Origin of the sequence: Runella sp. MFBS21 (assembly GCF_029433105.1) — a bacterium.
GTDB lineage: Bacteria > Bacteroidota > Bacteroidia > Cytophagales > Spirosomataceae > Runella.
This window is the reverse complement of the sequence record NZ_JARNTW010000007.1, coordinates 174,435-197,756: the sequence shown is the minus strand read 5'-3', so window position 1 is coordinate 197,756 and position 23,322 is coordinate 174,435. Positions and strand designations below refer to the sequence as shown.

The window sequence follows — 23,322 nt, the reverse complement described above, 5'->3', positions numbered from 1 at the left end:
CTATTCCTCATACTTTTTTTTATCATGAAGCAAGTTTTATTTTTACTTATATTTTGTATAGGCACTCCTCTATTTGCCCAACAAAACAGCGCCATTTCTATCTCCTCCCAAGACGATAAGCTCTGGTACGACAAACCCGCCGAAGTTTGGACGGAAGCTTTACCTTTAGGCAATAGTTATATGGGCGCGATGGTATTTGGGGGAACCACTCAGGAGCATCTCCAACTCAACGAATCAACGCTCTACTCAGGAGACCCTAAAGGTACTTTTAAAAGCATCAACGTCCGCAAATACTTCAGAACGGTAGATTCACTGCTAAAAAAAGGGCTTTATCTCGAAGCTCAAAATTTGATTCATAAAGAATGGCTTGGCCGCAATCACCAGAGCTATCAGCCAATGGGAGATTTGTGGATAGATTTTGACCATAAAGCCCCCGCAACTGCCTACAAACGCTCGCTTGATCTGGCCACAGCTACTACCTTCGTGGAGTACCAATACAAGGGGACGCGCTTTACGCGTGAATATTTCATGAGCTATCCTGACCATGCTCTTGTGATGAAATTGAACGCGCAAGGTCCCGAAAAAATAAATGGGAAAGTGTATTTTTCGACGCCTCACACTCCTACTACTACCTTCAAAACAGCCTCTCAACAGTTGATTATGAATGGTAAAGTACCTGGTTTTGTCGTTAGGCGTACTTTACCCCAAATCCAAAAAGAAGGCGACCAATATAAATATCCCGAAATCTTTGATAAAGATAACGCCCCCTATCCCAATGCCGACCGCATCTTGTACGGAGCAGACGCCAATGGCTTAGGAATGAGCTTTGATACCCGATTAAAAATTCTTAAATGTGACGGAAAAATCACCTTTGAAAAAGAGCATATCCAAATTTCAAATGCTACTGAAGTGGTGATAGTATTGAGTGCAGCCTCTAGTTATAATGGCTTCGACAAAAGCCCCGCTACAGAAGGTCTCGATGCTTCCAAATTAGCAAATGGCTATTTAAACAAAGCGACAAGCAAAAGTTTTACAATCTTAAAACAAACACATCTCGCTGATTATCAGCGCTTATTCAATCGAGTTAAAATTCAACTTGAAAAACCCACGGCACAGTCAGCCCTTACTACTGACCAACGTATTCTGCTCTTTAAAAATGGCCAAGACCCTTCTTTGGCAGCTTTGCATTTTCAGTTTGGAAGGTACCTGATGATAGCCGGCTCTCGTCCGGGGGGGCAGCCACTCAATTTGCAAGGTATCTGGAACGACCAAATCATTCCACCTTGGAATGGTGCCTATACAACCAATATCAACGCCCAGATGAATTATTGGCCTGCCGAGCTTACCAATCTTTCCGAATGTCAGGAGCCTTTTTTTAGAGCTATCAAAGAACTCTCTATCAACGGCAGCAAAACTGCCCGAACTATGTATGGCAATGAAGGATGGGTAGGGCATCACAATATGGATATTTGGCGTCATGCTGAGCCGATTGACATTTGCAATTGTTCATTTTGGCCGATGGCCACAGGCTGGTTTGTGAGTCATTTGTGGGAACATTATCTTTTTACGGGCAATGTTCAGTTTTTACGCAACGAAACTTTTCCCCTCTTGAAAGGTGCTGTCCTTTTTTACAAAGATTGGCTAGTACCCAATGCCCAAGGGTATTTGGTAACTCCGATGGGGCATTCACCCGAGCACAACTTCAAATACGACGGCGACAAAATTGCGACCTTTAGTCAAGGCCCCACAATGGATATGGCTATCATACGAGAGTCGTTTGAGCGCTATCTCGAAGCCACTAAAATCCTAAATATTCAAGACCCTCTCGCCCTCGAAATAGCCGACAAACTAAAGCGCCTCCTTCCTTATCAAATCGGCGAATACGGCCATCTACAAGAGTGGTCGGTAGATTTTGAAGATAGCGAAAAAGAACACCGGCATATCTCACACCTTTATGCTTTCCATCCAAGCAATCAAATCAATCCTATCACTACGCCCGAACTAGCCGCTGCGGTGAGTCGTACCATGGAGCGGCGCGGCGATAAGGCTACTGGCTGGTCGATGGGCTGGAAACTCAATGTACAAGCACGGCTTTATAATGGAGACAAAGCCTATACCCTTCTCTCTAACTTATTGACCCTTATCAAAGAAAATGACCGTCAAAATTTCAATGGCAGCACCTATCCCAACCTTTTTGATTCGTGTCCTCCTTTCCAAATTGACGGAAACTTCGGTGCCACCGCTGGCATCGCCGAAATGCTCGTACAAAGCCATGCAGGCGAAATACATTTACTGCCCGCATTACCGAAAGTTTGGAACACAGGTAAAATAACGGGGCTGAAAGCACGAGGAGGATTTATCATAGATTTGGAATGGGAAAAGGGACTGCTCAAAACGGCCAAAATCACTTCTACTCTAGGAGGTAATTGTCGAATCCGAACTTCAAGCAAGGCGATAGTCTCAGTTCCAGCAACTGTTGTGGACAAGACTTCCAACCCCAATACCCTGTTCAACTTTATTAATCCCGGAAAACCGCTCATTGTCAATGCGTCGTCACAAGCACCTATACTTGCGGTAGATGGCATCGTGCAAGAGTTCAAAACCGAAGTAGGAAAAAGCTACACCATACATTTATAACGAATTAGGCGAGGTTTCATGAAGCCTCGCCTAATTCGTTATTTCTATTTTAGAGTAAAATCTCAGATAAATACGATATCAGTGATAAGTTCATAGCCAAACTCCCGATTGAGTGAATCGATAAGTTTGCGTTTAGCAATGACAAGTTCGTTGGCCAAAGGAGCCGAAGTAAGACGCAAAAAGAGGACTTTGTCTTTTACATATATTTCGCTGGTACGGGTCGATATTTCTTTTCCCACCAATTTTTCCCAATATACCTTCACCGCCGATTCGTCAAATTGCGAACGGAGACGATAACTTTCAAGCATTTTATTGATCGCTTCGCCGACGGTAGTTACTCCAGGGCGGCGAGCAGCATTTTCTTTTTTGAATCTATAAATCATAACCAACAGGGCAAAGTATTAACTTTACAAATTTACAAATATCCCCCTAAGCATAGACTAGCCGATAGACTTTTTTAGAAATAATTTTGGATTAAGCTCATTGCGCCGTAATATTGCATTATCAAGTCAGTTGCTTCTCATTCGCACAGCGATTGATTTATAAAGAAGAGGGGAGAGAATAGGCTCCGCGAACCTCTGGCAACCTGTTTTATCATACACAAAATAAGGTGCTAATTCCTACCTAGCTATAAATGACTAGGGAATATGAATCCAAACACTCATGTTAAGATTTTTCTAAGTTGGCATTCTCTATTTTCAAATACCCCTATACTTTCTCCTTGGAGTTAGGCGGCGAATTGGCAGGCTTTCAATTGGCCTATACGACGCACGGCACTCGCAATGCCGATAGCAGCAATGTACTCTGGATTTGTCATGCTCTCACGGGCAGCTCCGACCCCATCGATTGGTGGGATGGTCTGGTGGGACCTGGACTTCATTATGATCCTAAAGATTGGTTTATCATCTGTGCCAATGTCATCGGGTCACATTATGGCTCTACCAATGCCTTGAGTATCAACCCTCAAACCGGCACTCCTTATTTTCAGGCTTTTCCTGAGGTTTCGATACGTGACAATATCGCCGCCTTTGAACTACTTCGGGAAGAACTGGAAATCACTCAAATTCATACACTTGTGGGGGGGTCGTTGGGCGGACAACAAGCCCTCGAATGGGCAATTATCAAACCCGACTTAATCAAAAATCTTGTACTGATTGCCACCAATGCACTGCACTCACCTTGGGGCATTGCTTTCAACGAATCCCAAAGGATGGCTATCAAAGCCGACCCTACTTGGAAAGAAGCACGCCCAGATGCGGGTATAGAAGGTATGAAAGTCGCTCGTTCTATTGCGTTGCTTTCCTATCGCAACTACGATACGTACGATTTTACCCAAGCCAGAGATAGCAACGAGCAAACTGAAAATTTTCGGGCTGCTACCTACCAACAATACCAAGGTGATAAGCTTGCCAATCGTTTCAATGCTTTCTCGTATTGGAGCCTATCGAGAATGATGGATTTACACAATGTAGGCCGCAACCGTCCTAGCGTAGTACATGCTTTATCCCAAATCAAAGCCCATACGCTTGTCATTGGGATTAGCTCAGATATTTTATTCCAACCTAGCGAACAAAAGTTTTTGGCTAAACACATCCCTGATGCCGAATATCAAGAGATTGATTCGCTTTATGGGCATGACGGTTTTTTGATTGAATACAAGCAATTGAAGCAAATTCTAACCTCTTGGGAAACGAAACAAAATGTTCAAGTAGCTAAATAAAAAAGGGACGCAAAGTGCCACACTTTTTTCTGAAACTTAGCAGCCGATATGGTCCGAAAAATCTTGTTAGGTATTCTATTAATGCTGATTGCTGTTGGTATTTTTTACCGCGACTTGGTCAGCTATGGATATATGCAAGCCAAAGGACAAATTCAGATTTTGTGGAATACAAAACCTGTCACGGAAGTACTCCAAGACCCTACCCTACCCGACTCTCTCAAACAACGTCTCCAACTCATCGGTGAAATTAAAAAATTTGCGGTCGACTCTCTAGGGCTAGATTCTTCAGAAAGTTATACCACATTTTATGACCAAAAAGGCAAGCCTATTTTGTGGGTACTTACCGCTTGTGAAAGATTTCAAATGAAACCTAAAGAATGGCGTTTTCCCGTCATCGGAACCTTTGCCTACAAAGGTTTTTTTGATAATGCTCGCGCCCAAGCCGAAGAAAAAGCATTTATCGACCAAGGATTTGACACCCAAATCAATGAAGTATCGGCATGGAGTACGCTGGGTTTTTTCAAAGATCCTATTTTATCTTCTATGCTGTATCGTGGAGAAGGGAGCTTAGCCAATCTTATCATCCACGAAATGACCCACGGTACGCTATTTGTGAAAGACAACCTCGAACTCAACGAGAATTTGGCAAGTTTTGTAGGAGATTATGGTGCTATACGATTTCTAACAGCGAAGTACGGCAAAGACTCTCCGCAACTTGAAAAGTATGAATTCAGGAAACAATATAACGACGCCCTAAGCCAGCATATCGTAAGAGGAGCCCATCAACTTGATAGTCTGTACAAAAACTTTCCTTCTTCATTGACCACCACCCAAAAAGATACCCTCAAAATGGCTACTATCAAGCACATAGTCATCAGTTCGGATACTTTGTTGGGAGGAGTAATTGGCAAAAAATACCCGTGGCGTGGCAAGAAACTTCCCAACAATGCGTTTTTCATAGGATATTTAACGTATCATTCCCAACAAAATCAGTTTCAAAAAGAATTTCAAACGCAGTTTAAAGGAGACTTTCGAAAATATCTTTCTCATTTAAAAGCAAAGTATCCTACCTCATTTTGAGGGAGTTATTTGAACTTCTGACCGTTTTTTCTTGTATTTTTAAAAGTAAAAACAGAACTTTCGCCAAGTTAAAAGCATCAGAATATTGAATACAAATCGTATATATTACGAAATCACTGCCTTGACAACAAATAAAAAGTAAGTATGCTACGACGTTTTGCCATCGTCTTCATAGTATTGTTATTGTCAGCCTTTCACACCAAAGACTCTTACCGGCGTGTTCCACAGACGAGCTTTGGTATAGGAGAGCATTTTGAGTATCGTGTTCATTACGGTATTTTCAATGCGGCTGATGCAGTAGTGGATGTAAGTCCACAAATACAGTACGTGAATGGGCGTCCGTGTTATAAAATCAATATTGTTGGTACCACTTTAGGGGCATTTAGTTGGTTTGCCAAAGTGAGAGACGAATGGCAATCATGGATGGATACCTCGGCGATTGTATCCCAAAAGTTTTATCGGAATATACGAGAAAACAACTACCGAAAAGTAGAAACGACGATTTTTAATCATGCCACCGACGACGCCACCGTCACTGACGAAAATGGCACCAAGAAGTTTGATGTTCCAGATCATATTCAAGATGCTATCAGTGGGTATTTTTATCTCCGTACCGTAGATTTTAATAAATTACAGCCCAATGATGTAATTGATGTGCCTACTTTTTTTGAGAATGAAGTTTATAAACTGAAAGTCAAATACCGAGGAAAAGACAATGTAAAAACGAAGTTTGGCAAAATAAAAGCGATTAAACTAACGCCCATTATGCCCAACAATCAGCTTTTCAAGGGCGAAAACTCAATCCGTATTTGGGTCTCCGACGACGCCAACAAAGTCCCCATTAAGGTGGAGGTTGACCTCTGGGTGGGTGCTTTGGTGATGGAAGTGAAGTCTTTCAGAGGAGTCCGCAACACCTTCGATTGGTACTGATTCTTGTAAAGAAACAGCCCACCAAAATTGCGAATCTTCATCCTTAGCAGCCCATTCTCTAAATGATTCGTTAAATGTTTTGAGGTTGAGACACATGGTTCTAATGCGATGATAGTTGACCCTAAATGACTTGCTATTATAAAACAAATCATTTGCACAAAACATTCAGAACAAATAGTTCTTAAAAAGGTGGCTCTTCAGAAGGATTAGGCGGCGGGAAATTCATACCTCCTAAGTCGTTAGCTTTACTTTTGAATGTGCCTCCTACGGGCGGAGAAGTGTCAAAAGAAGAAGAGGGAGGCATTTTGGCATCATTTCCAAAGGTAGCTGCGTTTGCGCCACTAGGTGTAGTAGAAGGGTTTGGAGAATAATACCCGTCCAAATCCGCAAATTTGGTATATTTTCCAATAAACCTCAATTGAATCGTATCTAGCGAGCCGCTTCGGTTTTTAGCAATAATCACTTCGCCCACGCCCTGCACTGAATTCCCAGCATCATCTTGTGTAAAGCCATAGTATTCAGGGCGATACAAAAACGCCACCATATCAGCATCTTGCTCAATGGAGCCCGACTCCCTCAAATCTGAAAGTTGAGGACGCTTGTCACCACCACGAGTTTCTACCGCACGACTTAGCTGAGAAAGGGCAATAACGGGTACATTCAGTTCTTTTGCGAGATTTTTGAGGGCTCTCGAAATCGAGGCAATTTCTTGCTCGCGGTTTCCTCCACCTTTACCACCGTCACCTTGCATCAGCTGCAAGTAATCAATCACAATCATCTGAATGTCGTGTTGTTGTTTTAGACGACGGCACTTAGCTCTCAGCTCCAAAATTGATAAAGCTGGCGTATCATCAATATAAATAGGTGCTCGCATCAAGCGGTCGATCCGCTGATGAAGCTGCGTCCATTCATGAGGGGCAAGGTTTCCTTTTTTAAGCTTCTCACTATCCAATTCGGCTTCCGCCGAAATCATCCTATTTACGAGCTGCACCGCCGACATCTCTAGCGAAAATATTGCCACCGGCATACCAAAATCAACGGCAGCATTGCGCAAAGAAGAAACGACAAAGGCCGTTTTTCCCATTGCAGGCCGAGCCGCCAAAATGATAAGTTCGGTAGGTTGCCATCCTGAAGTAAGGCGGTCGAGTTGGGTAAATCCAGAAGGTACTCCTGTTAAGCCATCTTTTTGTTCACGCCGGCGCTCCAATTCTCTCAAAGCTTCCGTCATGATAGCGCTCATATCCGCATAGTTTTTACGGATATTAGATTCAGAAATTTTAAAGAGGGACTGTTCTACCGTATCTAAAAGTGTAAAGACATCAGTAGTATCTTCAAAAGCATCTTGCAAGATTTTGGAAGCTACCGAAATCATTTCACGCTTCATGGCCGACTGCGCCACTACGCGTGCGTGATATTCGATGTTAGCTGCCGAGTTGATTTTAGTGGTCAGGGTAGTGACGTACTGCGCTCCACCTACCATTTCTAGCTCACCCAACTGCCGTAGCTGATTGGTGACGGTCAGCAAGTCTATGGGTTCTGAATTGGTAAAAAGCGTAATGATAGCATTATATATTCGCTGATGCGATTCTTTATAAAAACTCTCAGCCTTCAAAATATCGATAACTGAGTTGAGTGCATCTTTTTCAATCATCAATGCCCCCAAAACTGCCTCTTCCAAATCAATCGCTTGAGGGGGGAGTTTTCCCATAGAAGCTCCTCCATTTTCTAGCCAACGATTGCTAGAATTGGGGCGAGCCGAACCTCCAGGAAGATTCTTTCTTAAAAAATTATGGGATTTGTCGTTTTCCATGTGTTAAAATCAACCACAATGATACGCCTATTTTTAGGATTCTGAAAGTGTCTTATACAACAAAAATCAACCACGGCAGATAACTACCTGATAACAAATATACTACATACTAAGCGTTTTTTCCTGACTTCCGGTCATTAATGTTTCGAGCTGCGTCTGTACTATTTGATAGTCAAGTTCAGCACAAGTTTTATTTATCTCTGAAATAATAATAGCATTCTTTCCATTCTGATACGTTCCAGAATAGGGCATATAATGGTCAAAATTGTTGAGCTTACCAAAAAGCAATATTCCAAACGTCCCTACCGCATTCGCTAAATGTGCCGGCCCACTATCAATCCCAATAAAATAAGCAGCATGCTTAATAATTTCGGCGGTTTGTAGAATCGTAAACTTCCCACATAAATCTAGGTACTTAGGGTTTTCGATGATGTTTATGGCCTTAAGACCTATTTGGGCTACATAGTATCCTTTTTCGTCAATCAACCAATCTACCAGTTTTTGCCAGTTCTCCACCGACCAGTCTTTGGCGGGATAGTTAGAGCTACAATGAATCACTACTAGGTTGGGAGGGAGTCTCAGGGATTTTATTTTTGCTTCATCAGCCTTCGAAATTAGGAGCTGAGGAGCATCATCTCGGATTGGCAAATCAGCACACAACTGAAAAATAGTGAGCAAATTACCCTTTTCAAAGTAATTAAAAACCGTGATATCTTTTTGAGCCGCAACTTCATTTTTGTGCACTTGCCCACTGACCAAATCGAAGTTACTTTGCCAAAATTCGAGGTTATAAATCTTATCAAAAACCCCCGACTTACATACCAGCAATCTCCTTAAAACAGAAGGCTGCGCCCAAGCCTCATCCACTGCGGGGTGGTGCGTTACAAGTTCTTTAAATACGGGTTTTACCATCCACACTACATAGTCGTTGGGATGAATCTCTCTTATTTGTCTAGCAAGCGGCTCAGCCGCTACAATATCACCAAAATGTTCGGTGCGGATGATGGCTATCAGCTTACGTTTTCCAAAAAATGAGATTTTAAGTAATAAAAAACGGATTATCTCCCCCACCGCCCCTAAACATTCTTTGGCTATGTATGAATATTTCCGATAACGATGTTTCCAAAGTGCAATGGTCGCAGCAATACTCATCTTAAAACGGGTAAATCTAAGTTTTGGTAAGTTTGTTAGAATGAATCGACAAAAAAGAAAAATGAATTTCCCTCATTTATCTTATTTCGACACTTTCAATCTTACAAAATTAGGTTAAAAACCTTTTTTGGGCATGCTAATCTCTCTTTATTATTGTTGTTACTTTTTTAAAGGTATGATTTCCTATCTCAAATTATTCTAACCTCAGGCTAATACGGTATGGACGAAAGTGCCTATTTTTGAGTTTTTCTAAGGTTTTTAACCAAGCAATCATAACCATGACAAATAAACTTTTTCTTCAAGCAGGCGCTATTTTAGGATTATTAGGAGTCGCTCTTGGTGCTTTTGGTGCTCATGCGCTCAAGCCTTCACTCGAAGCTTCAGGACGATTTGACACTTTCGAAACCGCCGTCAAGTATCAATTTTATCACGCCTTAGCTTTGATTCTGATTAGCATTTTACTGCAAAATGCTTCTGTGTCCGCAGCCAAGTGGTACAATTGGGCCGGCTATGCCACGCTCGGAGGTGTTATTATTTTTTCGGGTGCTTTATATACCATTTGTTTTACGGGTATCAAAGCGTTTGGAGCAGTGGCTCCTATCGGAGGTACATTGATGATTGTAGGCTGGCTATTGCTTTTCTTGGGGGCTACGAAATCATAAATTTAGCTGTGCATAAAAAAAAGGGTAGCGAGAGAATCTCACTACCCTTTTTTATTTTTCTTTCTGAAAGACTATCCCCCCAACACAGTCATATACTGCTGTAGAAGTGTTTCGTATTTTTTCGCCATTGCTTCTTGCTTACCTTCCCTACACGCATTGGCGATAGTTTGCAAGATATAAAGCTGAATGTTAGTATCATTATTTACATGATGCTGAACATTGTATTTCAACATTTCTTCGGCACGTGCGCCCATCACCGTCGCAATCTCAATCGCTTTTTTGTTTTCTCCCAAAATGAAAAGATAATTGACATAGTTTGCCGATATCTGGTCATAAGGGATAGTCTTATCAGGCATTTTTGCCAATATAAAATTCAAGGCTTCTTTGGCTTTGTCATTTTTACCTTCCCGAATGAGCTGATCCACCAGTCTCATAAAAGCAATACGAGCCGAAAACGCAGGCGAGCCTTTGTAAGTACCATCGTAGTATGTATTTGGATTATCCAACTCGCGCCAGAAGGTTTTCTTCATGAGGTTGTTAGCCATTACATCCGTATTGACATAGCCATCTGTAGCACCTGGTACACGTACAGGAAGCAATCGATACGCATAACCTTCGAGCTGCATAAACTCTTTCAGGTTCAAGTAATTGTCGTTGGTAAGGGTTCCTGAGAAGTAAATCGGGCGTTTCCAGTCATTAGTTGCAATCATATCAAGCATGATTAAATCTGACTTATAAAGGTCACGCTTACCCATGGTCCACTGCATAGTATCTTTTACAAACGAAGCTAGCTCAGGTTTAAGAATTTTCATTTTCTTCACTTCATCTGAGTTAATCCCCAATACTAGCACCGAAGAAGGCAAAATACTGGTCATTTCGCCGCTGGTAAGTGGGACTTGAATCGCGGCATTGTTTTGTTTTACCAATGCAATATACTCTTTAAGATTAATACCATTTTTTACAGCAGGCATTTCATAAAAAGGTACAATGTCATTTTTGCCAGCGGCAAAATTTGCATAATCCAACGAAATTGGCAGTGGATCAGACTCATATGTTTTACGTTTCATCTGGCCAATGTACCAATCCGTTCCTAATAAACTTAAGTTACATACTCGTACATCTGTACGGAAGCCTTCTACCTCCTGCACATACCATAAAGGGAAGGTGTCGTTATCTCCACCCGTAAACAAAATGGCGTTTGGAGCACAAGAATTTAAGAGGTTTTTGGCAAAATCAACCGAGTGATATCGATTACTTCTATCGTGATTGTCCCACCCTTTGGCTCCCATCAGGATAGGCGCCGCCAAACCAAGTACTGTAGCCAAACCTGCACGCGTACTAGCCGAAGGAAGGACCTTTGATAAGAAATCATAGATAAATACTACTCCTAATCCAATCCAGAAAGCAAAGATGTAAAACGAACCTACATAAATATAATCTCGCTCACGAGGCTCTACAGGAGGGGAGTTGAGGTAAACTACCAGCGCTATACCCATCATCATAAACAGTAACCCCGTAACGAGTAAATCATTTTTACGACGGAAAGCTTGACCAAGTATACCCAAAAGACCCAATAAAAATGGAATCATATAATAATTGTCACGTCCGGGATTGTTGGCCATTGGGGCAGGCAACCCAGCAGAAGTCTCCCAAGGGCGCAAACCGCCTGCACCTTCTTCATCACTTTCACGGCCCACAAAATTCCACAAGAAATAGCGCCAATACATATGGCCTAATTGATGAGAAAAGAAAAACGAAAGGTTATCGCCCATAGAGGGTTTTTGTCCTTCTGCTAAACCTAGTTTTTCACGGTACAACTGAGGGTGATTCATCTGATTGCTGTGCACCCGTGGAAATAGCATTTGTTGGTTTTTCTCGTAGACATACTCAGGGCGATAATCTGCAATCACATAACGCCCATTGGCTTTGCGATACATCGGCTCTCCTTTTTCTGAACTTACAGGACGTGCCGTAAACACAGGCCCAAACAACAACGGACGACTACCATATTGCTCCCGTTTGAGGTAAGACACATAGCTAATGACATCACTAGGGTCATTTTCGTTGATAGGAGGATTGAAGTTTGAACGCACCAATACTAAGAAATAAGAAGAATAACCTATCACTACAAAAGCAAAAGCCAAAAGTGCCGTGTTCCACAGTACTTTTTCTTTTTTAGCAGTATATATGATTCCCCATACTAGCGCCCCAATAAATAAAACTAGGAAAAATAAAATACCCATCGAATAGGGCGCACCTAAAGTATTTACAAAAAAGATTTCAAACTTACCAGCCATGGAAGGGAGCCATACAATTACCCCCGAATTGATAATTACTAATACTACCAATCCTCCCAAGAAAGCAGCAACCCCGCCCCAAAGTGTAGGTTGTTTGTATTTTTTGAAATAATAAACCAGTGCCAAAGCAGGTATCGTCACAAGATTGAGCAAGTGAACACCTATCGAAAGCCCTACCAAATAGAAAGTAAAAATAAGCCAACGATTGGCGGCTGCTTCGTCTTCGATGCGCTCCCATTTGAATACCGCCCAAATCACAATGGCAGTAAAAAACGACGAAAGTCCATATACTTCTGCTTCAACTGCCGAAAACCAAAAAGAATCAGAGAAAGTATATGCCAAAGCACCTACCATACCAGCACCTAATACCGCAAAAGTCTCTCCTTGCGTAAGTTCATCGTCTTTTTTACCAATGACTTTGCGGGCTAAAAGGGAGATTGTCCAGAATAGAAACAAGATAGTAAAAGCACTTGATACTACCGAAACCATATTAATCCAATAGGCCACTTTGGTCACATCTCCAAAGGAGAGCAACGAAAACATCCGACCTATCAAAAGAAATAAAGGAGCACCAGGTGGGTGGGGCACTTGTAGTTTGTAAGCGCAGGCGATAAATTCGCCACAGTCCCAAAAACTAGCGGTACGCTCCACAGTAAGCACATAAGTTACCAGCGCTACTGCAAATACGAGCCAGCCGGTGATGTTGTTAATTCGATTGAATTTTGACATTTTAGAGATGATATATTTTCGATTTTGGGTTGGTGTTGTTCCTAAATTGTGAAATATAAAATTGCAAACGACAGAAGTGAAAATGCCCCAATGCTGTCACTAAAACATTGGCTACAATCTATATTCAACAATCCAACGTAACCAAAGGCGTGCCAAAAATAGCAAATTCGACCTAAAGGGTAAGGAAGAAAGCTCTTAAAAGTTGTTAAAACAGATTTTAATTTCGAAGAACTGTCAGCAATTCGCTTATCATCATGGCAGTAGCACCCCATACTTTGTGACCTTGAATATCATAAAAAGGAGCATCGACCGTCACTCCACGGACTTCCAGCTGCGTCGCTCCAATGATACTTTCATCCTTCAACTCCTCTAGCGACACCTCAACTATCGCCTCTACTTCTCGCGGGTCTGGATAAAAATCAGGTTTGTAGGCTAATTTGCCTATGACTGGTAAAACAAAAAAATTGCTAGGAGGAATAAAAAGCTCCGTTAAAGTTCCCAATACTTTAACATCCGCCGCTTTGATACCTATTTCTTCTTGAGCTTCACGAAGCGCCGTACGAATAAGATTTTCGTCGGTTTTCTCATAACGCCCTCCCGGAAATGCCATCTGTCCAGCATGAACACCGTCGTATTTAGGACGTAATATGAGGGGAAGGTATATTTCTTGCCGGAAAGGATAAAACAAAATCAAAACTGCTGAGCGGCGTGTTTTTTCATTTGGTTGCATTTTTAAGCGCAACCTCGACGCTGAAGCCATTTTAAGATGGGCGTCTAGCCCGGGAAGTGGCTTCTGGAGTTGGACTTGGACAATATCAATAAATTCGCTAAAAAGCATCCGTCTGGTATATGAACTAATTGTTAAGGGTCTTTGAAGCTAAAGTAGCTGTTAGTTTCTAAACTAACCATTTTTTTTACAACAATTTATCTAACGTTTGCTATTATCATACAGCTAAACAACTCAAATTTTGAGTTATTTAGCTGTAGCCTATAGGCTTTAGACGCACTAAACTTAGTTTGTAAAAAAGATCTATTTATCACAAAGTCCTTAACTCATGGTCTCAACTCTACCCATATTTCCGCACACAGCAATGAGGGGCGTCTATATGCCTAACTTTGATATTGCTTCAAAAGCTGCTCCACTACAAAAGTACCATCCAAAGCCGCCGACATAATCCCCCCTGCATATCCCGCTCCTTCACCACACGGATACAATCGTCTGACGGTCAAATGCTCCGCAGTATTCTTATCGCGAGGAATACGGACTGGAGAAGACGTACGACTCTCCACTCCAATCAACTGTGCCTCGTTTGAAACATACCCGTGCATCTTTTTGCCAAAGTCCTGTAAGCCTTGACGAAGAGGTTCGGCTATGTGGTCAGGCAAGTATTCCCGCAAATCCATTGATTGAAGCCCTGGTTGATAAGACGTTTCCAATAATTCAGGTGAGTTTTTCTTTTTTACAAAATCCAGTACTCGTTGGGCGGGTGCTGTTTGACGCCCTCTTACCAACATACTTGCGCGCTGCTCAATTTTTTTCTGAAGTTCTAAGCCTGCTAAAGCTCCAAATTTCGCAAATGGCTTCGTATCAATGGCCTCAATACTAACCACCATACCAGAATTGGCAAAGCGAGAATCGCGCCTTGAAGGCGACATACCATTGACAACCAACTCTCCAGGGGCGGTTGCGGCAGGTACAATAAAACCTCCCGGACACATACAAAACGAAAACACCCCTCTTTGTACATTTTGATGATAGGTCTGGGTAACCAAGCTATAAGATGCGGCGGGCAAATAAGCACCTCTATCACTACAATGGTACTGAAGTGAATCTATCAGCTGTTGTTGGTGCTCAATCCTTACCCCTATGGCAAAAGGTTTGTTTTCAATCAAAACTCCTCTCAACTGACACAATTCAAAGATATCACGTGCCGAATGCCCCGTTGCCAAAATTACCCCTATCCCTATAAACTCACGTCCGTCGGAAGTCACCACTCCTCTTATTTCTTTTTCGAAAGGTGGTTCCAATATTTTTTGGTTACTAAAAATAAAATCCTGAACTCTGGTTTCAAAATGTATTTCTCCCCCTGCATTCAATATGCTCGCCCGCATATCTGCAATGAGCGGAGGAAGTCTGTTGGTACCGATATGGGGATGAGCATCATACAAAATTTGCTCAGTAGCACCGTGGGCTACCATAATTTCAAGAATACGTCTTACATCTCCTCTTTTGCTAGAGCGTGTATAAAGCTTCCCGTCCGAATAAGTACCTGCGCCTCCTTCTCCAAAACAATAATTTGAATCAGGGTCTACGAGATGGTCTTTGTTGATAGCCGCCAAGTCACGACGGCGTTTACGCACATCTTTACCACGTTCTAAAACAAGGGGCTTGTAGCCCAACTCCACCGCACGTAGAGCCGCAAACAAACCCGCAGGGCCAGCCCCTACTATAACGACTGCCGGTTTTTGCGAAACATTAGGATAATCTTTTTGATAAGAAATCACAGGAGTAGGCGGCTCTCCCACAAAAATCTCCGCCTGAAGGCTCACTTTTACCTGTTTAGAACGAGCGTCTATCGACTGTTTTATTTTCCGAACCACCAGTTCGTGGTCATCAGTGATACGGAGGTGCTGGATTATGTAATGCCGCAAAGCGACATCATCTAGTGCCGTTTGGGGCGGCAGAGTAAGTTGGAGTATTTGGTGCATCAGAAAGGGATTTAGCCTTTAATAGCGCAAAAATACGTCAAAATAGAAGTCAAATAGCCGCTTTAGAAGAAAAATAAAGCACTATTTCAAATACCTCGCCAATTCACTGTTATTTTTTACGTAAAAAGAAGGATTTTTACCCATAAACTCCGTAAACTCTTTGATGAAGTGAGATTGATCATAGTAGCCACTTTGATAAATCAAATCTTGCCAATCTTTAATCTGCCATCCTTGTTGCGCCAATACGTTGCACAAGAAGCCGACACGACGAATACGAGCATAATATTTAGGGCTTACTCCTACTTTTTGCAAGAATTTACGCTCAAGTTGTCTCCTACTCATACACACTTCATCTATCAGTTCATTAATGTTGAAGATTCCTTTTTCATCCACAATCAAATTTGCTGCATAATCTATAGCATCAGGAGTAGGGATTTTACGAAGAAACTGAAAATTTAAAAATTGTTCGAGCAATACTATACGTTCGTCGCAGGAAGCCGCTTCTTCTATTTTATCATACAATTCATCAATATTCTTCCCCAACACGTCCCGTAGATTGATACGCTCATCCGAAAATTCGTACATAGGCAAGCCAAATAAACTACATAAACCCGCAGGCCGAAATACAATCCCAACCATACCTATCTTACCTGATAAATGAAGGTGATAACTTTTAGTGGCCTGCCCAGTCAGAAAGGTTTTAGGAGCAATGCCTCCATTAAGTTTTTGTGAAACTACTCGGTAGGGATTTCCATAATTAAAAACCATAGAAGCAAATCCATTGGGTGGGGATTCTATAGGTAGCTGTGTGGTGAGAATTTCACTACACTCCCACACATAAAAACATTCAACATACGGCCTCAAGTGAAGCGCAGGGACGTACTTTCGGTAAAACATACATTTCAATTTTACCGAAAGTACTTATTTATAAAAAAACATACAAAATATCCCTAATTAAATTTAGCAAACGGTTTGGGATAATTAATTACCACTAAGTTGAGCTACAAAACTCTCGTGATTCCAATTGATAGTAAGAGATGTAATTTTGTCATTTTCGTCAAATTTGAACACAAAAATATGCTCACTATTAAACTTCAATCCTTTGCTTGGAAGCCCCATAAACTCTTTTTCTTGGGTTCCGAAAATCACAACCTTACAAATGATTGAGTCTCCTTCGGCATACATACTATCTATGGTATTGTCGATATCAGGAAAACAATCCATCAACAATTCCCAAACAGCCTTACCAAACTCTTTAAATAAGCCTTTTCCGCCTTCTCCCAGTGGTTCGAACCATACAGTAGCGTCAGGGGTAGCAAGACTAATCATGCGATTTGTATCAAGTTCTTGATAAGCAGAGAAAAACTCCACACACGTACCTTTTCTGGTCAATTCAGCAATCGACGATGATATTTTTGTAGTTTCCATTGTTTGTGGTACGGACGTCCCGTCCGTAAGGATAAAGTAGTTAAATCAAATAAAACTCCCGTCCGTAAGGATAAAGTAGTATAAGTCAAATAAAAGCCCCGTCCGTAAGGATAAAATAAAAAGCACCCCATATTTATAGAAATGAATGAATCATTGAGGAAAATTAGGATTAGCCTTAATCCTTCTAATCTGTCTCAAATGCCTATCCACATGCCCATAATGGACGATATAAATCTGAGCCAAGTCCCTATGTCTATCGTTAACGCCCGGTCTAACAAACATTCTAAAGTTCAGCTTTGATTTTTCAATCGCCATAATAATTTCGTCATATTTGCTATTGAAAATTTTCAGATTAGCCTCATCTTTAACTAGCCCCATTGGGATTGTATGGTCAGGAGACACATGTGGATTTGTTTCATAAATAAAAGAAGTATTTACACTATCAGAAGCAACCATATTCGACAACTCTGGATTTTCGCCCAACATAACCACATACCGAGCATCATGCTGAGTCAGAAGTGACCACATATTTAAGTGTTCAATCACTTGCGCAATATTCCATTGAGCAGGGCCTTCTTTAAAATTCCACTGAGCAGGAGTCAAACTAGCTGTTTCAGAATTAACTTCCGTTTTTGTACGTATATATTGTTTCACCAATGAGGCCTTTTCCTCAGTAGACCATGTCTTTTGGGCATTCCCTCCTTTCCACAGCAATGCCAAATACAAGAAAAATAATAACTTAGGTTTCATGGAATATCACAGTTTGTTATGACAAAATTATTCTCATATTGAAGAAAATTATTGTAAAAATGCGGCATTTTAGTCCTACCCAATCAAGATTAAAATCTCAAAAATGATAAAGTTTCACTACTTTGCTTTAACAAAAACCTCTCTCAACTTACCCTCCCACCCTTCTTGGATAAGTTTTCCATTTTTGAATGTAATCTTATGAGTTTCACTCTTACCACGACGACTCATATCCCAAGACCACAATTCATTAGTTTCAGTTAAGGTTTTACCGTCAAATTGATAACGGCAAACTCCACCTCCATCAAATTTTTTATTAACACGATCATAATAAGCATAAACTGTATAAGGATATGCGTATATTTTCATCATCACAAAACCTTGATATTTACCTTCTCCAAAGCGGCTTGTTCCTCCCCAATATCCCTCTTGCATTAGCCAAACTCCCTCTAAGCCCTCATTTTTCAGAGGTTCATCTACCTTTACTCGCTCAAAAATTTCATTTATTTCATAGTTTGGATATTTAGCTGTATTTATTTTACCCGACTGTTTAAATTCATTTACAGACATTTTGTAATCATATGCCACCGTATTTCCCACACCAGTAGAATCCCAAGAATAAAAATCTTTGTGTTCGTTATACTTACCATCTTTGAGAGTATAAGGTCCACCACCCATGCCTCCAAACTCTTTATTTCCTTTTTTAAGTTTTGCGACCATCCAATATCCATCCTTAAATACTTTAATACTGAATCGTTCGTCGGCCACCACCCAATCTTTATCATTCTGATATTTCAGTTGACTCAATCTAAAAGCACCATTGATACTGTTTACTGATTCATCACTTACAAACCCAAATGACCCAATTAATATCAGTAAAAAAAGTAGTTTTTGCATCTTCGTAAAAGTTTTGATTTACGATTCAAAACTACTTTCCTTCCACTTCTCAAGATTGTAAAATTGCGACATTCTGTAGCACGGACGGCCCGTCCGTGAATAATTCATCTAATCTCTTCTCCGTGAATAACTCATCTACCCCTCCTCTATGAGTACCCTAACCTCCCACTGTAAGCAACCTAATTTAAAATTTCCTTTTGAAAATTTTTCACAAAAGTGACTTACTCACACCTACTCCGTCTTGTAATCAGTAGATTAACATCCTGAAGACATGAAACAATTCAAACCCGAATACTACCGGTACCTCCCTCACTTCCAACCCAAAGACGGCACTTTTTTTGTGACCGCACGGTTGCATCACAGTCTTCCTAAAGAAGTACTGGAACGATTAAAAGAAGAAAAACAACAAGCTTATAGACATATTTTAGCTACTTCTACAAGCGAAGAAGAAAGGAAAATAGCGATACGAAATCTACACAAACGCCATTTTGCCAATTGGGATAAATACTTAGACCAAAATCAAAATGATCCACAATGGCTCAAACAGCCGGAAATTGCTCAAATTGTTGTAGAAGCATTGCATTTTTGGGATAAGAAATCTTATGAACTCGTTTGTTATACCCTAATGCCCAATCACTTTCATTTGGTTATTGACACTTATGAGTACCCAAAACCCCTCTATAGAATCATGCACAGTCTAAAAAGTTATACTGCTAAGTTAGCCAACAAACTATTGAATCGAACAGGGGCTTTTTGGCAAGAAGAAAGTTATGACCACGTCGTACGTAATGGTCAAGAATTGTATAATATCAATAAGTATATTTTAGACAACCCCGTCAAAGCAGGCCTTATCAACAACTGGGAAGATTACCCTTTTTCTTATTTAAACCCCAAATACCTTGAATAACCCTGTATCACGGACGTGACGTCCGTGATACAAGGATTATACTTTAAATCTCGCTCATCACAAATTTGAATGACCCTGTGGCACGGACGTCACGTCCGTAATAATAGACAAAACTATAGTATTAGAGAGACGGACGGGGGACGTCCGTGATACAAGGATTATACTTTAAGGGCTGTTTCGTGTTTGATTTCGCTCATCACAAATTTGAATGACCCTGTGGCACAGACGTCACGTCCGTAATAATAGACAAAACTATAGTATTAGAGAGACGGACGGGGGACGTCCGTGATACAAGGATTATACTTTAAGGACTGTCTCGTGTTTGATTTCGCTCATCACAAATTTGAATGACCCTGTGGCACGGACGTCACGTCCGTAATAATAGACAAAACTATGGTATTAGAAAGACGGACGGGGGACGTCCGTGATACAAGGATTATACTTTAAATCTCGCTCATCACAAATTTGAATGACCCTGTGGCACGGACGTCACCTCCGTAATAATAGACAAAACTATGGTATTAGAAAGACGGACGGGGGACGTCCGTGATACAAGGATTATACTTTAAATCTCGCTCATCACAAATTTGAATGACCCTGTGGCACGGACGTCACCTCCGTAATAATAGACAAAACTATGGTATTAGAAAGACGGACGGGGGACGTCCGTGCCACAAGGATTATACTTTAAGGGCTGTCTCGTGTTTGATTTCGCTCATCACAAAAATGCTATGCGTATTCCCAATACTATCCAAAGCCCCTAATTTTTCCATTAAAAATCGTTGATATTCGGGCATATCATTTACCACTACTTTTAGCATAAAATCATATTCTCCCGAGATATTATAGCATTCCATTACCTCTTCAAATGTCATAACAGCCGATACAAATTTTTCACCGTTGGCCCGACTATGCTCTTTCAAAGAAACATTACAAAAGGCTACTAAATTTTTGCCAATGCCTTCCCTATCAACCAAAGCAACATATTTCTTTATAACTCCTTCCCGCTCCAACTTACGAACCCTCTCATATACAGGAGTGTATGACAAATTCAATTGGGCTGCAAGTTCTTTAGTCGTTAAAAGTGCGTTTTGTTGCAGATAGCGTAAAATCCCTTTATCTGTAATATCCAACTTTATCATATAGGCTTATTGTATGGTTTATAAGATATAAAATCTTAATAAAGGTAATAATATTTAAATTTTTATCTAAAAAATGTCAAAATATTAAACAAATCAACAAAACCCCTTCTCAACTTAATATTACCACCCCAGTTTGAGCAAAATTTTCTACACAAAATATTTTCCACCTCACTCAAGTGGCAGCCAAACAAAACACAACAAACTAATTATCAACAAATTACAAAACATTCAAATACATAAGGTATGCTTTTTTAGTGTCTAACATTAAATCAAATTTCAAAAAACATGAAGACGCTAACCAAGTATATAGTTTTAGGTTATGTCACTTTGATAGCCACCTCTGTACCCGAGGTTGCATTTTCCCAACAGTCTACTAAGAAAAAAAATACAACGACCAAAACCAATAAGACAAAGCTCAAAAGATCTCAAAAGGGCGCTTTGATTGGGGCAGGTGCTGGAGCTATTGTTGGAGGAATTATTGGAAAAAACAATCAAAACACTGCCATTGGAGCCATCATTGGAGCTACCGTAGGAGGTGCCGCAGGGGCGGTGATTGGGCAGCACATGGACAAGCAAGCTGAAAGGCTGAAAGAAGATTTAGGTAAAACTGCAAAAGTAGAACGCGTAGGTGAAGGTGTAAAGCTTACTTTCGACAACGCCCTATTGTTTGATTTTGGTTCTTCATCACTACGTCCTGAAACCCAAGAAAGTCTCCGAAAGATGGCTAATACCCTCAAACAAGAACAAAAGACTGAGCTTCTTGTAGAAGGACACACTGATAATGTAGGTTCTGAAACTTTTAACAGAGACTTGTCCAACAAACGCGCTCAAGCAGTTGCCAATTTTTTGATTGGAGAAGGAGTTTCCACTAGTCGTTTCAAAGTCATTGGCCAAGGCGAAGCCAATCCTGTTGCTTCCAACAATACCGAAAGCGGACGTCAACAAAATCGCCGGGTAGAAATTGGACTTTATGCCAGTGAAGAAATGAAAAAAGCCGCCCAAAACGGCGCTATCAGTCTTAGATAATCAATCATCAACAGTGCTACGAAAACTAATAATTTTTGTAGCACTCTAATTCCCCACAACAATGAAAAAGTTAAACGTATTCCTCATCACATTAGTCTCTTTCTTATCTATTTCTGCTGCATACTCGCAAGATTACCGTACAGGTATTGGTCTTAGAGCAGGGAGCACCAATGGCCTCACTATCAAGCACTATACCAAGCCTCGCGTAGCTGTCGAGGGTATTATTTCCTCGCGCTGGAGAGGACTTGGATTCACGGGTTTAATTGAAGGACATACCCGCGCTTTTGATGTAAATCGCCTTAATTTTTACTACGGTGCAGGTGCTCATATTTACTTTTGGGGTGAAGGAAGACGCGGCTCATCACCTTTTCCAGAACGTAATAGCGTAGTGGGACTTGATGGTATCTTAGGGCTAGAATATAACTTCCGCGAAATCCCTATCAATTTGAGTATTGACTGGAAACCTACCTTCAATTTCAACGTAGCTGACAATTTTTGGGGTGATGATGCCGCCCTTTCTATTCGCTATATATTTTAATACAATTTTTCTAACCACTCGCTAAAAATATCATAGAGCCATGAAATTCAAATCAATAGCCCTTATTTCAGGATTGAGTATTTTACTTTTTCAAGCAAATCTTAAGACTTATGCTCAAGATGCCTCGGCCCGTACAGGTATAAGAGGGGGACTCAATGTATCCAATCTTTATATCAAAGACGTAACCGACCGTAATCCCCGTTATGGGTTTCATGTGGGTCTTTTTACGCAAGTTCCCCTTATCAAAGGTATGCTTTATTTACAACCTGAGGTGGGATATTCTACCAAAGGCGTCACGGCTCAATACAATTTACTCAATGGCACCTTCAGAGGACAAAATACCTTCAAAATGGATTATTTTGAGATTCCTGTATTAGCAACGCTTAAGGTGGGCAACTTTGTTGATATTCACGGTGGGCTTTATGGGGGTTTTTTGGTAAATGCTTCCACTGAAAGTAAAAGTGATGCAGGTTTTAACGCTACCGTCCTCAACCGCGACAATTTCAACAATTTTGACTATGGTCTTGTCGCTGGTTTAAGCATCTATTTTGGAAAAATAATGGTAGGTACTCGCTACAATTACGGCCTACGCCCTGTAGCGTCAAGTACCGCAGCCAAAGTATTCCTAGACAATGCCAAAAATTCTGCCGCTCAGCTAAGCATAGGATATACATTTTAACATCCATTACACCTACTCTATACAATCCCGTTTGGCGTAAGTCAAATGGGATTTTTTATGCGCCACTGCATTAGACAAAATATCTATATTCTTTGATTGTCACCTCTCACATTTGTTTAACCCTTCTTCTTATACGTATTTATTTACACAAATTATCTATTTTTATATTCATATATAGAATATTCATCTAAAAAAAAAGCTATCCGTATCTTTCTGTGTAAATTTGTAGCTT

Annotated in this window: 20 protein-coding genes and 1 riboswitch; of the genes, 9 read left to right on the top strand and 11 right to left on the bottom strand. The window is 40.8% G+C overall.

Annotation, left to right across the window (positions count from 1 at the left end; genetic code table 11):
* Positions 1–24: 24 nt before the first annotated feature.
* Complete coding sequence (locus tag P1X15_RS16350) at positions 25–2,637, top strand: glycoside hydrolase family 95 protein (protein ID WP_277339203.1); 2,613 nt, start codon at positions 25–27, stop codon at positions 2,635–2,637.
* 62 nt (positions 2,638–2,699) lie between these two features.
* Here the strand turns inward: P1X15_RS16350 and P1X15_RS16345 are convergent, their stop codons facing one another.
* On the bottom strand, positions 2,700–3,020 hold the full coding sequence (locus P1X15_RS16345; protein ID WP_277339202.1) for a DUF721 domain-containing protein: 321 nt from the start codon (positions 3,018–3,020) through the stop codon (positions 2,700–2,702).
* Positions 3,021–3,174: 154 nt separating this feature from the next.
* A riboswitch (SAM riboswitch) is annotated at positions 3,175–3,291 on the top strand.
* 28 nt (positions 3,292–3,319) lie between these two features.
* On the opposite strand from P1X15_RS16345, the gene metX reads away from it, so the two are divergent.
* From metX to P1X15_RS16330, 3 genes are all read left to right on the top strand, one after another.
* A complete protein-coding gene (gene metX, locus P1X15_RS16340) occupies positions 3,320–4,357 on the top strand; it encodes a homoserine O-acetyltransferase (RefSeq protein WP_277339201.1) in 1,038 nt (345 codons plus the stop codon).
* A gap of 48 nt (positions 4,358–4,405) precedes the next feature.
* Positions 4,406–5,437, top strand: a complete 1,032-nt coding sequence (locus tag P1X15_RS16335) for an aminopeptidase (protein ID WP_277339200.1) — start codon at positions 4,406–4,408, stop codon at positions 5,435–5,437.
* Between the two features lie 144 nt (positions 5,438–5,581).
* Positions 5,582–6,367, top strand: coding sequence for a DUF3108 domain-containing protein (locus P1X15_RS16330; RefSeq protein ID WP_277339199.1), 786 nt, complete (start codon positions 5,582–5,584; stop codon positions 6,365–6,367).
* 181 nt (positions 6,368–6,548) lie between these two features.
* Here the strand turns inward: P1X15_RS16330 and dnaB are convergent, their stop codons facing one another.
* Both dnaB and P1X15_RS16320 read right to left on the bottom strand, forming a co-directional pair.
* Positions 6,549–8,177, bottom strand: coding sequence for a replicative DNA helicase (gene dnaB / locus P1X15_RS16325; protein ID WP_277339198.1), 1,629 nt, complete (start codon positions 8,175–8,177; stop codon positions 6,549–6,551).
* A 102-nt stretch (positions 8,178–8,279) separates the two neighbouring features.
* Positions 8,280–9,329: a glycosyltransferase family 9 protein gene (locus P1X15_RS16320; RefSeq protein WP_277339197.1), complete on the bottom strand. Its 1,050-nt coding sequence runs from the start codon at positions 9,327–9,329 to the stop codon at positions 8,280–8,282.
* A 278-nt stretch (positions 9,330–9,607) separates the two neighbouring features.
* Between P1X15_RS16320 and P1X15_RS16315 the strand changes: the two genes are divergently transcribed.
* Positions 9,608–9,991 carry a DUF423 domain-containing protein gene (locus P1X15_RS16315; RefSeq protein ID WP_028666198.1) on the top strand — a complete coding sequence of 128 codons (384 nt, stop codon included), beginning with the start codon at positions 9,608–9,610 and terminating at the stop codon, positions 9,989–9,991.
* A gap of 71 nt (positions 9,992–10,062) precedes the next feature.
* Here P1X15_RS16315 and P1X15_RS16310 read toward each other — a convergent pair whose 3' ends face one another.
* The 7 genes from P1X15_RS16310 to P1X15_RS16280 all read right to left on the bottom strand — a co-directional run bounded on the left by P1X15_RS16310 (position 10,063) and on the right by P1X15_RS16280 (position 18,798).
* A complete protein-coding gene (locus tag P1X15_RS16310) occupies positions 10,063–13,017 on the bottom strand; it encodes a DUF2723 domain-containing protein (RefSeq protein ID WP_277339196.1) in 2,955 nt (984 codons plus the stop codon).
* Positions 13,018–13,234: 217 nt separating this feature from the next.
* Entirely contained in the window at positions 13,235–13,855 is a 621-nt protein-coding gene (locus P1X15_RS16305) for a CoA pyrophosphatase (protein ID WP_277339195.1), read from the bottom strand.
* A gap of 272 nt (positions 13,856–14,127) precedes the next feature.
* Complete coding sequence (locus P1X15_RS16300; RefSeq protein WP_277339194.1) at positions 14,128–15,726, bottom strand: NAD(P)/FAD-dependent oxidoreductase; 1,599 nt, start codon at positions 15,724–15,726, stop codon at positions 14,128–14,130.
* Positions 15,727–15,807: 81 nt separating this feature from the next.
* The gene (locus tag P1X15_RS16295; RefSeq protein WP_277339193.1) at positions 15,808–16,623 is read right to left on the bottom strand and encodes a helix-turn-helix domain-containing protein; all 816 of its coding nucleotides are present in this window, start codon (positions 16,621–16,623) and stop codon (positions 15,808–15,810) included.
* Positions 16,624–16,707: 84 nt separating this feature from the next.
* On the bottom strand, positions 16,708–17,154 hold the full coding sequence (locus P1X15_RS16290; protein WP_277339192.1) for an ester cyclase: 447 nt from the start codon (positions 17,152–17,154) through the stop codon (positions 16,708–16,710).
* 150 nt (positions 17,155–17,304) lie between these two features.
* On the bottom strand, positions 17,305–17,904 hold the full coding sequence (locus P1X15_RS16285; protein WP_277339191.1) for a DinB family protein: 600 nt from the start codon (positions 17,902–17,904) through the stop codon (positions 17,305–17,307).
* Between the two features lie 117 nt (positions 17,905–18,021).
* Entirely contained in the window at positions 18,022–18,798 is a 777-nt protein-coding gene (locus tag P1X15_RS16280) for a hypothetical protein (protein ID WP_277339190.1), read from the bottom strand.
* Between the two features lie 271 nt (positions 18,799–19,069).
* Here P1X15_RS16280 and P1X15_RS16275 point away from each other — a divergent pair, with 271 nt between their 5' ends.
* The gene (locus tag P1X15_RS16275; RefSeq protein ID WP_277339189.1) at positions 19,070–19,705 is read left to right on the top strand and encodes a transposase; all 636 of its coding nucleotides are present in this window, start codon (positions 19,070–19,072) and stop codon (positions 19,703–19,705) included.
* Between the two features lie 680 nt (positions 19,706–20,385).
* Here P1X15_RS16275 and P1X15_RS16270 read toward each other — a convergent pair.
* Entirely contained in the window at positions 20,386–20,847 is a 462-nt protein-coding gene (locus P1X15_RS16270; protein ID WP_028666206.1) for an Lrp/AsnC family transcriptional regulator, read from the bottom strand.
* A 285-nt stretch (positions 20,848–21,132) separates the two neighbouring features.
* Here P1X15_RS16270 and P1X15_RS16265 point away from each other — a divergent pair, with 285 nt between their 5' ends.
* The 3 genes from P1X15_RS16265 (at position 21,133) to P1X15_RS16255 (ending at position 23,090) form a co-directional block, all read left to right on the top strand.
* Positions 21,133–21,873, top strand: coding sequence for an OmpA family protein (locus P1X15_RS16265; protein ID WP_277339188.1), 741 nt, complete (start codon positions 21,133–21,135; stop codon positions 21,871–21,873).
* Between the two features lie 61 nt (positions 21,874–21,934).
* Complete coding sequence (locus tag P1X15_RS16260) at positions 21,935–22,411, top strand: hypothetical protein (protein ID WP_277339187.1); 477 nt, start codon at positions 21,935–21,937, stop codon at positions 22,409–22,411.
* A 40-nt stretch (positions 22,412–22,451) separates the two neighbouring features.
* Positions 22,452–23,090, top strand: a complete 639-nt coding sequence (locus tag P1X15_RS16255) for a porin family protein (RefSeq protein ID WP_277339186.1) — start codon at positions 22,452–22,454, stop codon at positions 23,088–23,090.
* The last annotated feature ends 232 nt before the right edge of the window (positions 23,091–23,322 follow it).

Excerpts from the sequence above, each read along its gene's own strand:
- P1X15_RS16305 (WP_277339195.1), bottom strand. The coding sequence starts at position 13,855 with ATGCTTTTTAGCGAATTTATTGATATTGTCCAAGTCCAACTCCAGAAG.
- P1X15_RS16275 (WP_277339189.1), top strand. The coding sequence starts at position 19,070 with ATGAAACAATTCAAACCCGAATACTACCGGTACCTCCCTCACTTCCAA.
- P1X15_RS16290 (WP_277339192.1), bottom strand. The coding sequence starts at position 17,154 with ATGGAAACTACAAAAATATCATCGTCGATTGCTGAATTGACCAGAAAA.
- P1X15_RS16315 (WP_028666198.1), top strand. The coding sequence starts at position 9,608 with ATGACAAATAAACTTTTTCTTCAAGCAGGCGCTATTTTAGGATTATTA.
- P1X15_RS16330 (WP_277339199.1), top strand. The coding sequence starts at position 5,582 with ATGCTACGACGTTTTGCCATCGTCTTCATAGTATTGTTATTGTCAGCC.
- P1X15_RS16350 (WP_277339203.1), top strand. The coding sequence starts at position 25 with ATGAAGCAAGTTTTATTTTTACTTATATTTTGTATAGGCACTCCTCTA.
- P1X15_RS16285 (WP_277339191.1), bottom strand. The coding sequence starts at position 17,904 with ATGAAACCTAAGTTATTATTTTTCTTGTATTTGGCATTGCTGTGGAAA.
- P1X15_RS16260 (WP_277339187.1), top strand. The coding sequence starts at position 21,935 with ATGAAAAAGTTAAACGTATTCCTCATCACATTAGTCTCTTTCTTATCT.
- P1X15_RS16300 (WP_277339194.1), bottom strand. The coding sequence starts at position 15,726 with ATGCACCAAATACTCCAACTTACTCTGCCGCCCCAAACGGCACTAGAT.
- P1X15_RS16310 (WP_277339196.1), bottom strand. The coding sequence starts at position 13,017 with ATGTCAAAATTCAATCGAATTAACAACATCACCGGCTGGCTCGTATTT.
- P1X15_RS16295 (WP_277339193.1), bottom strand. The coding sequence starts at position 16,623 with ATGTTTTACCGAAAGTACGTCCCTGCGCTTCACTTGAGGCCGTATGTT.
- P1X15_RS16270 (WP_028666206.1), bottom strand. The coding sequence starts at position 20,847 with ATGATAAAGTTGGATATTACAGATAAAGGGATTTTACGCTATCTGCAA.
- P1X15_RS16335 (WP_277339200.1), top strand. The coding sequence starts at position 4,406 with ATGGTCCGAAAAATCTTGTTAGGTATTCTATTAATGCTGATTGCTGTT.
- P1X15_RS16320 (WP_277339197.1), bottom strand. The coding sequence starts at position 9,329 with ATGAGTATTGCTGCGACCATTGCACTTTGGAAACATCGTTATCGGAAA.
- P1X15_RS16265 (WP_277339188.1), top strand. The coding sequence starts at position 21,133 with ATGAAGACGCTAACCAAGTATATAGTTTTAGGTTATGTCACTTTGATA.
- P1X15_RS16255 (WP_277339186.1), top strand. The coding sequence starts at position 22,452 with ATGAAATTCAAATCAATAGCCCTTATTTCAGGATTGAGTATTTTACTT.
- P1X15_RS16280 (WP_277339190.1), bottom strand. The coding sequence starts at position 18,798 with ATGCAAAAACTACTTTTTTTACTGATATTAATTGGGTCATTTGGGTTT.
- dnaB (WP_277339198.1), bottom strand. The coding sequence starts at position 8,177 with ATGGAAAACGACAAATCCCATAATTTTTTAAGAAAGAATCTTCCTGGA.
- P1X15_RS16345 (WP_277339202.1), bottom strand. The coding sequence starts at position 3,020 with ATGATTTATAGATTCAAAAAAGAAAATGCTGCTCGCCGCCCTGGAGTA.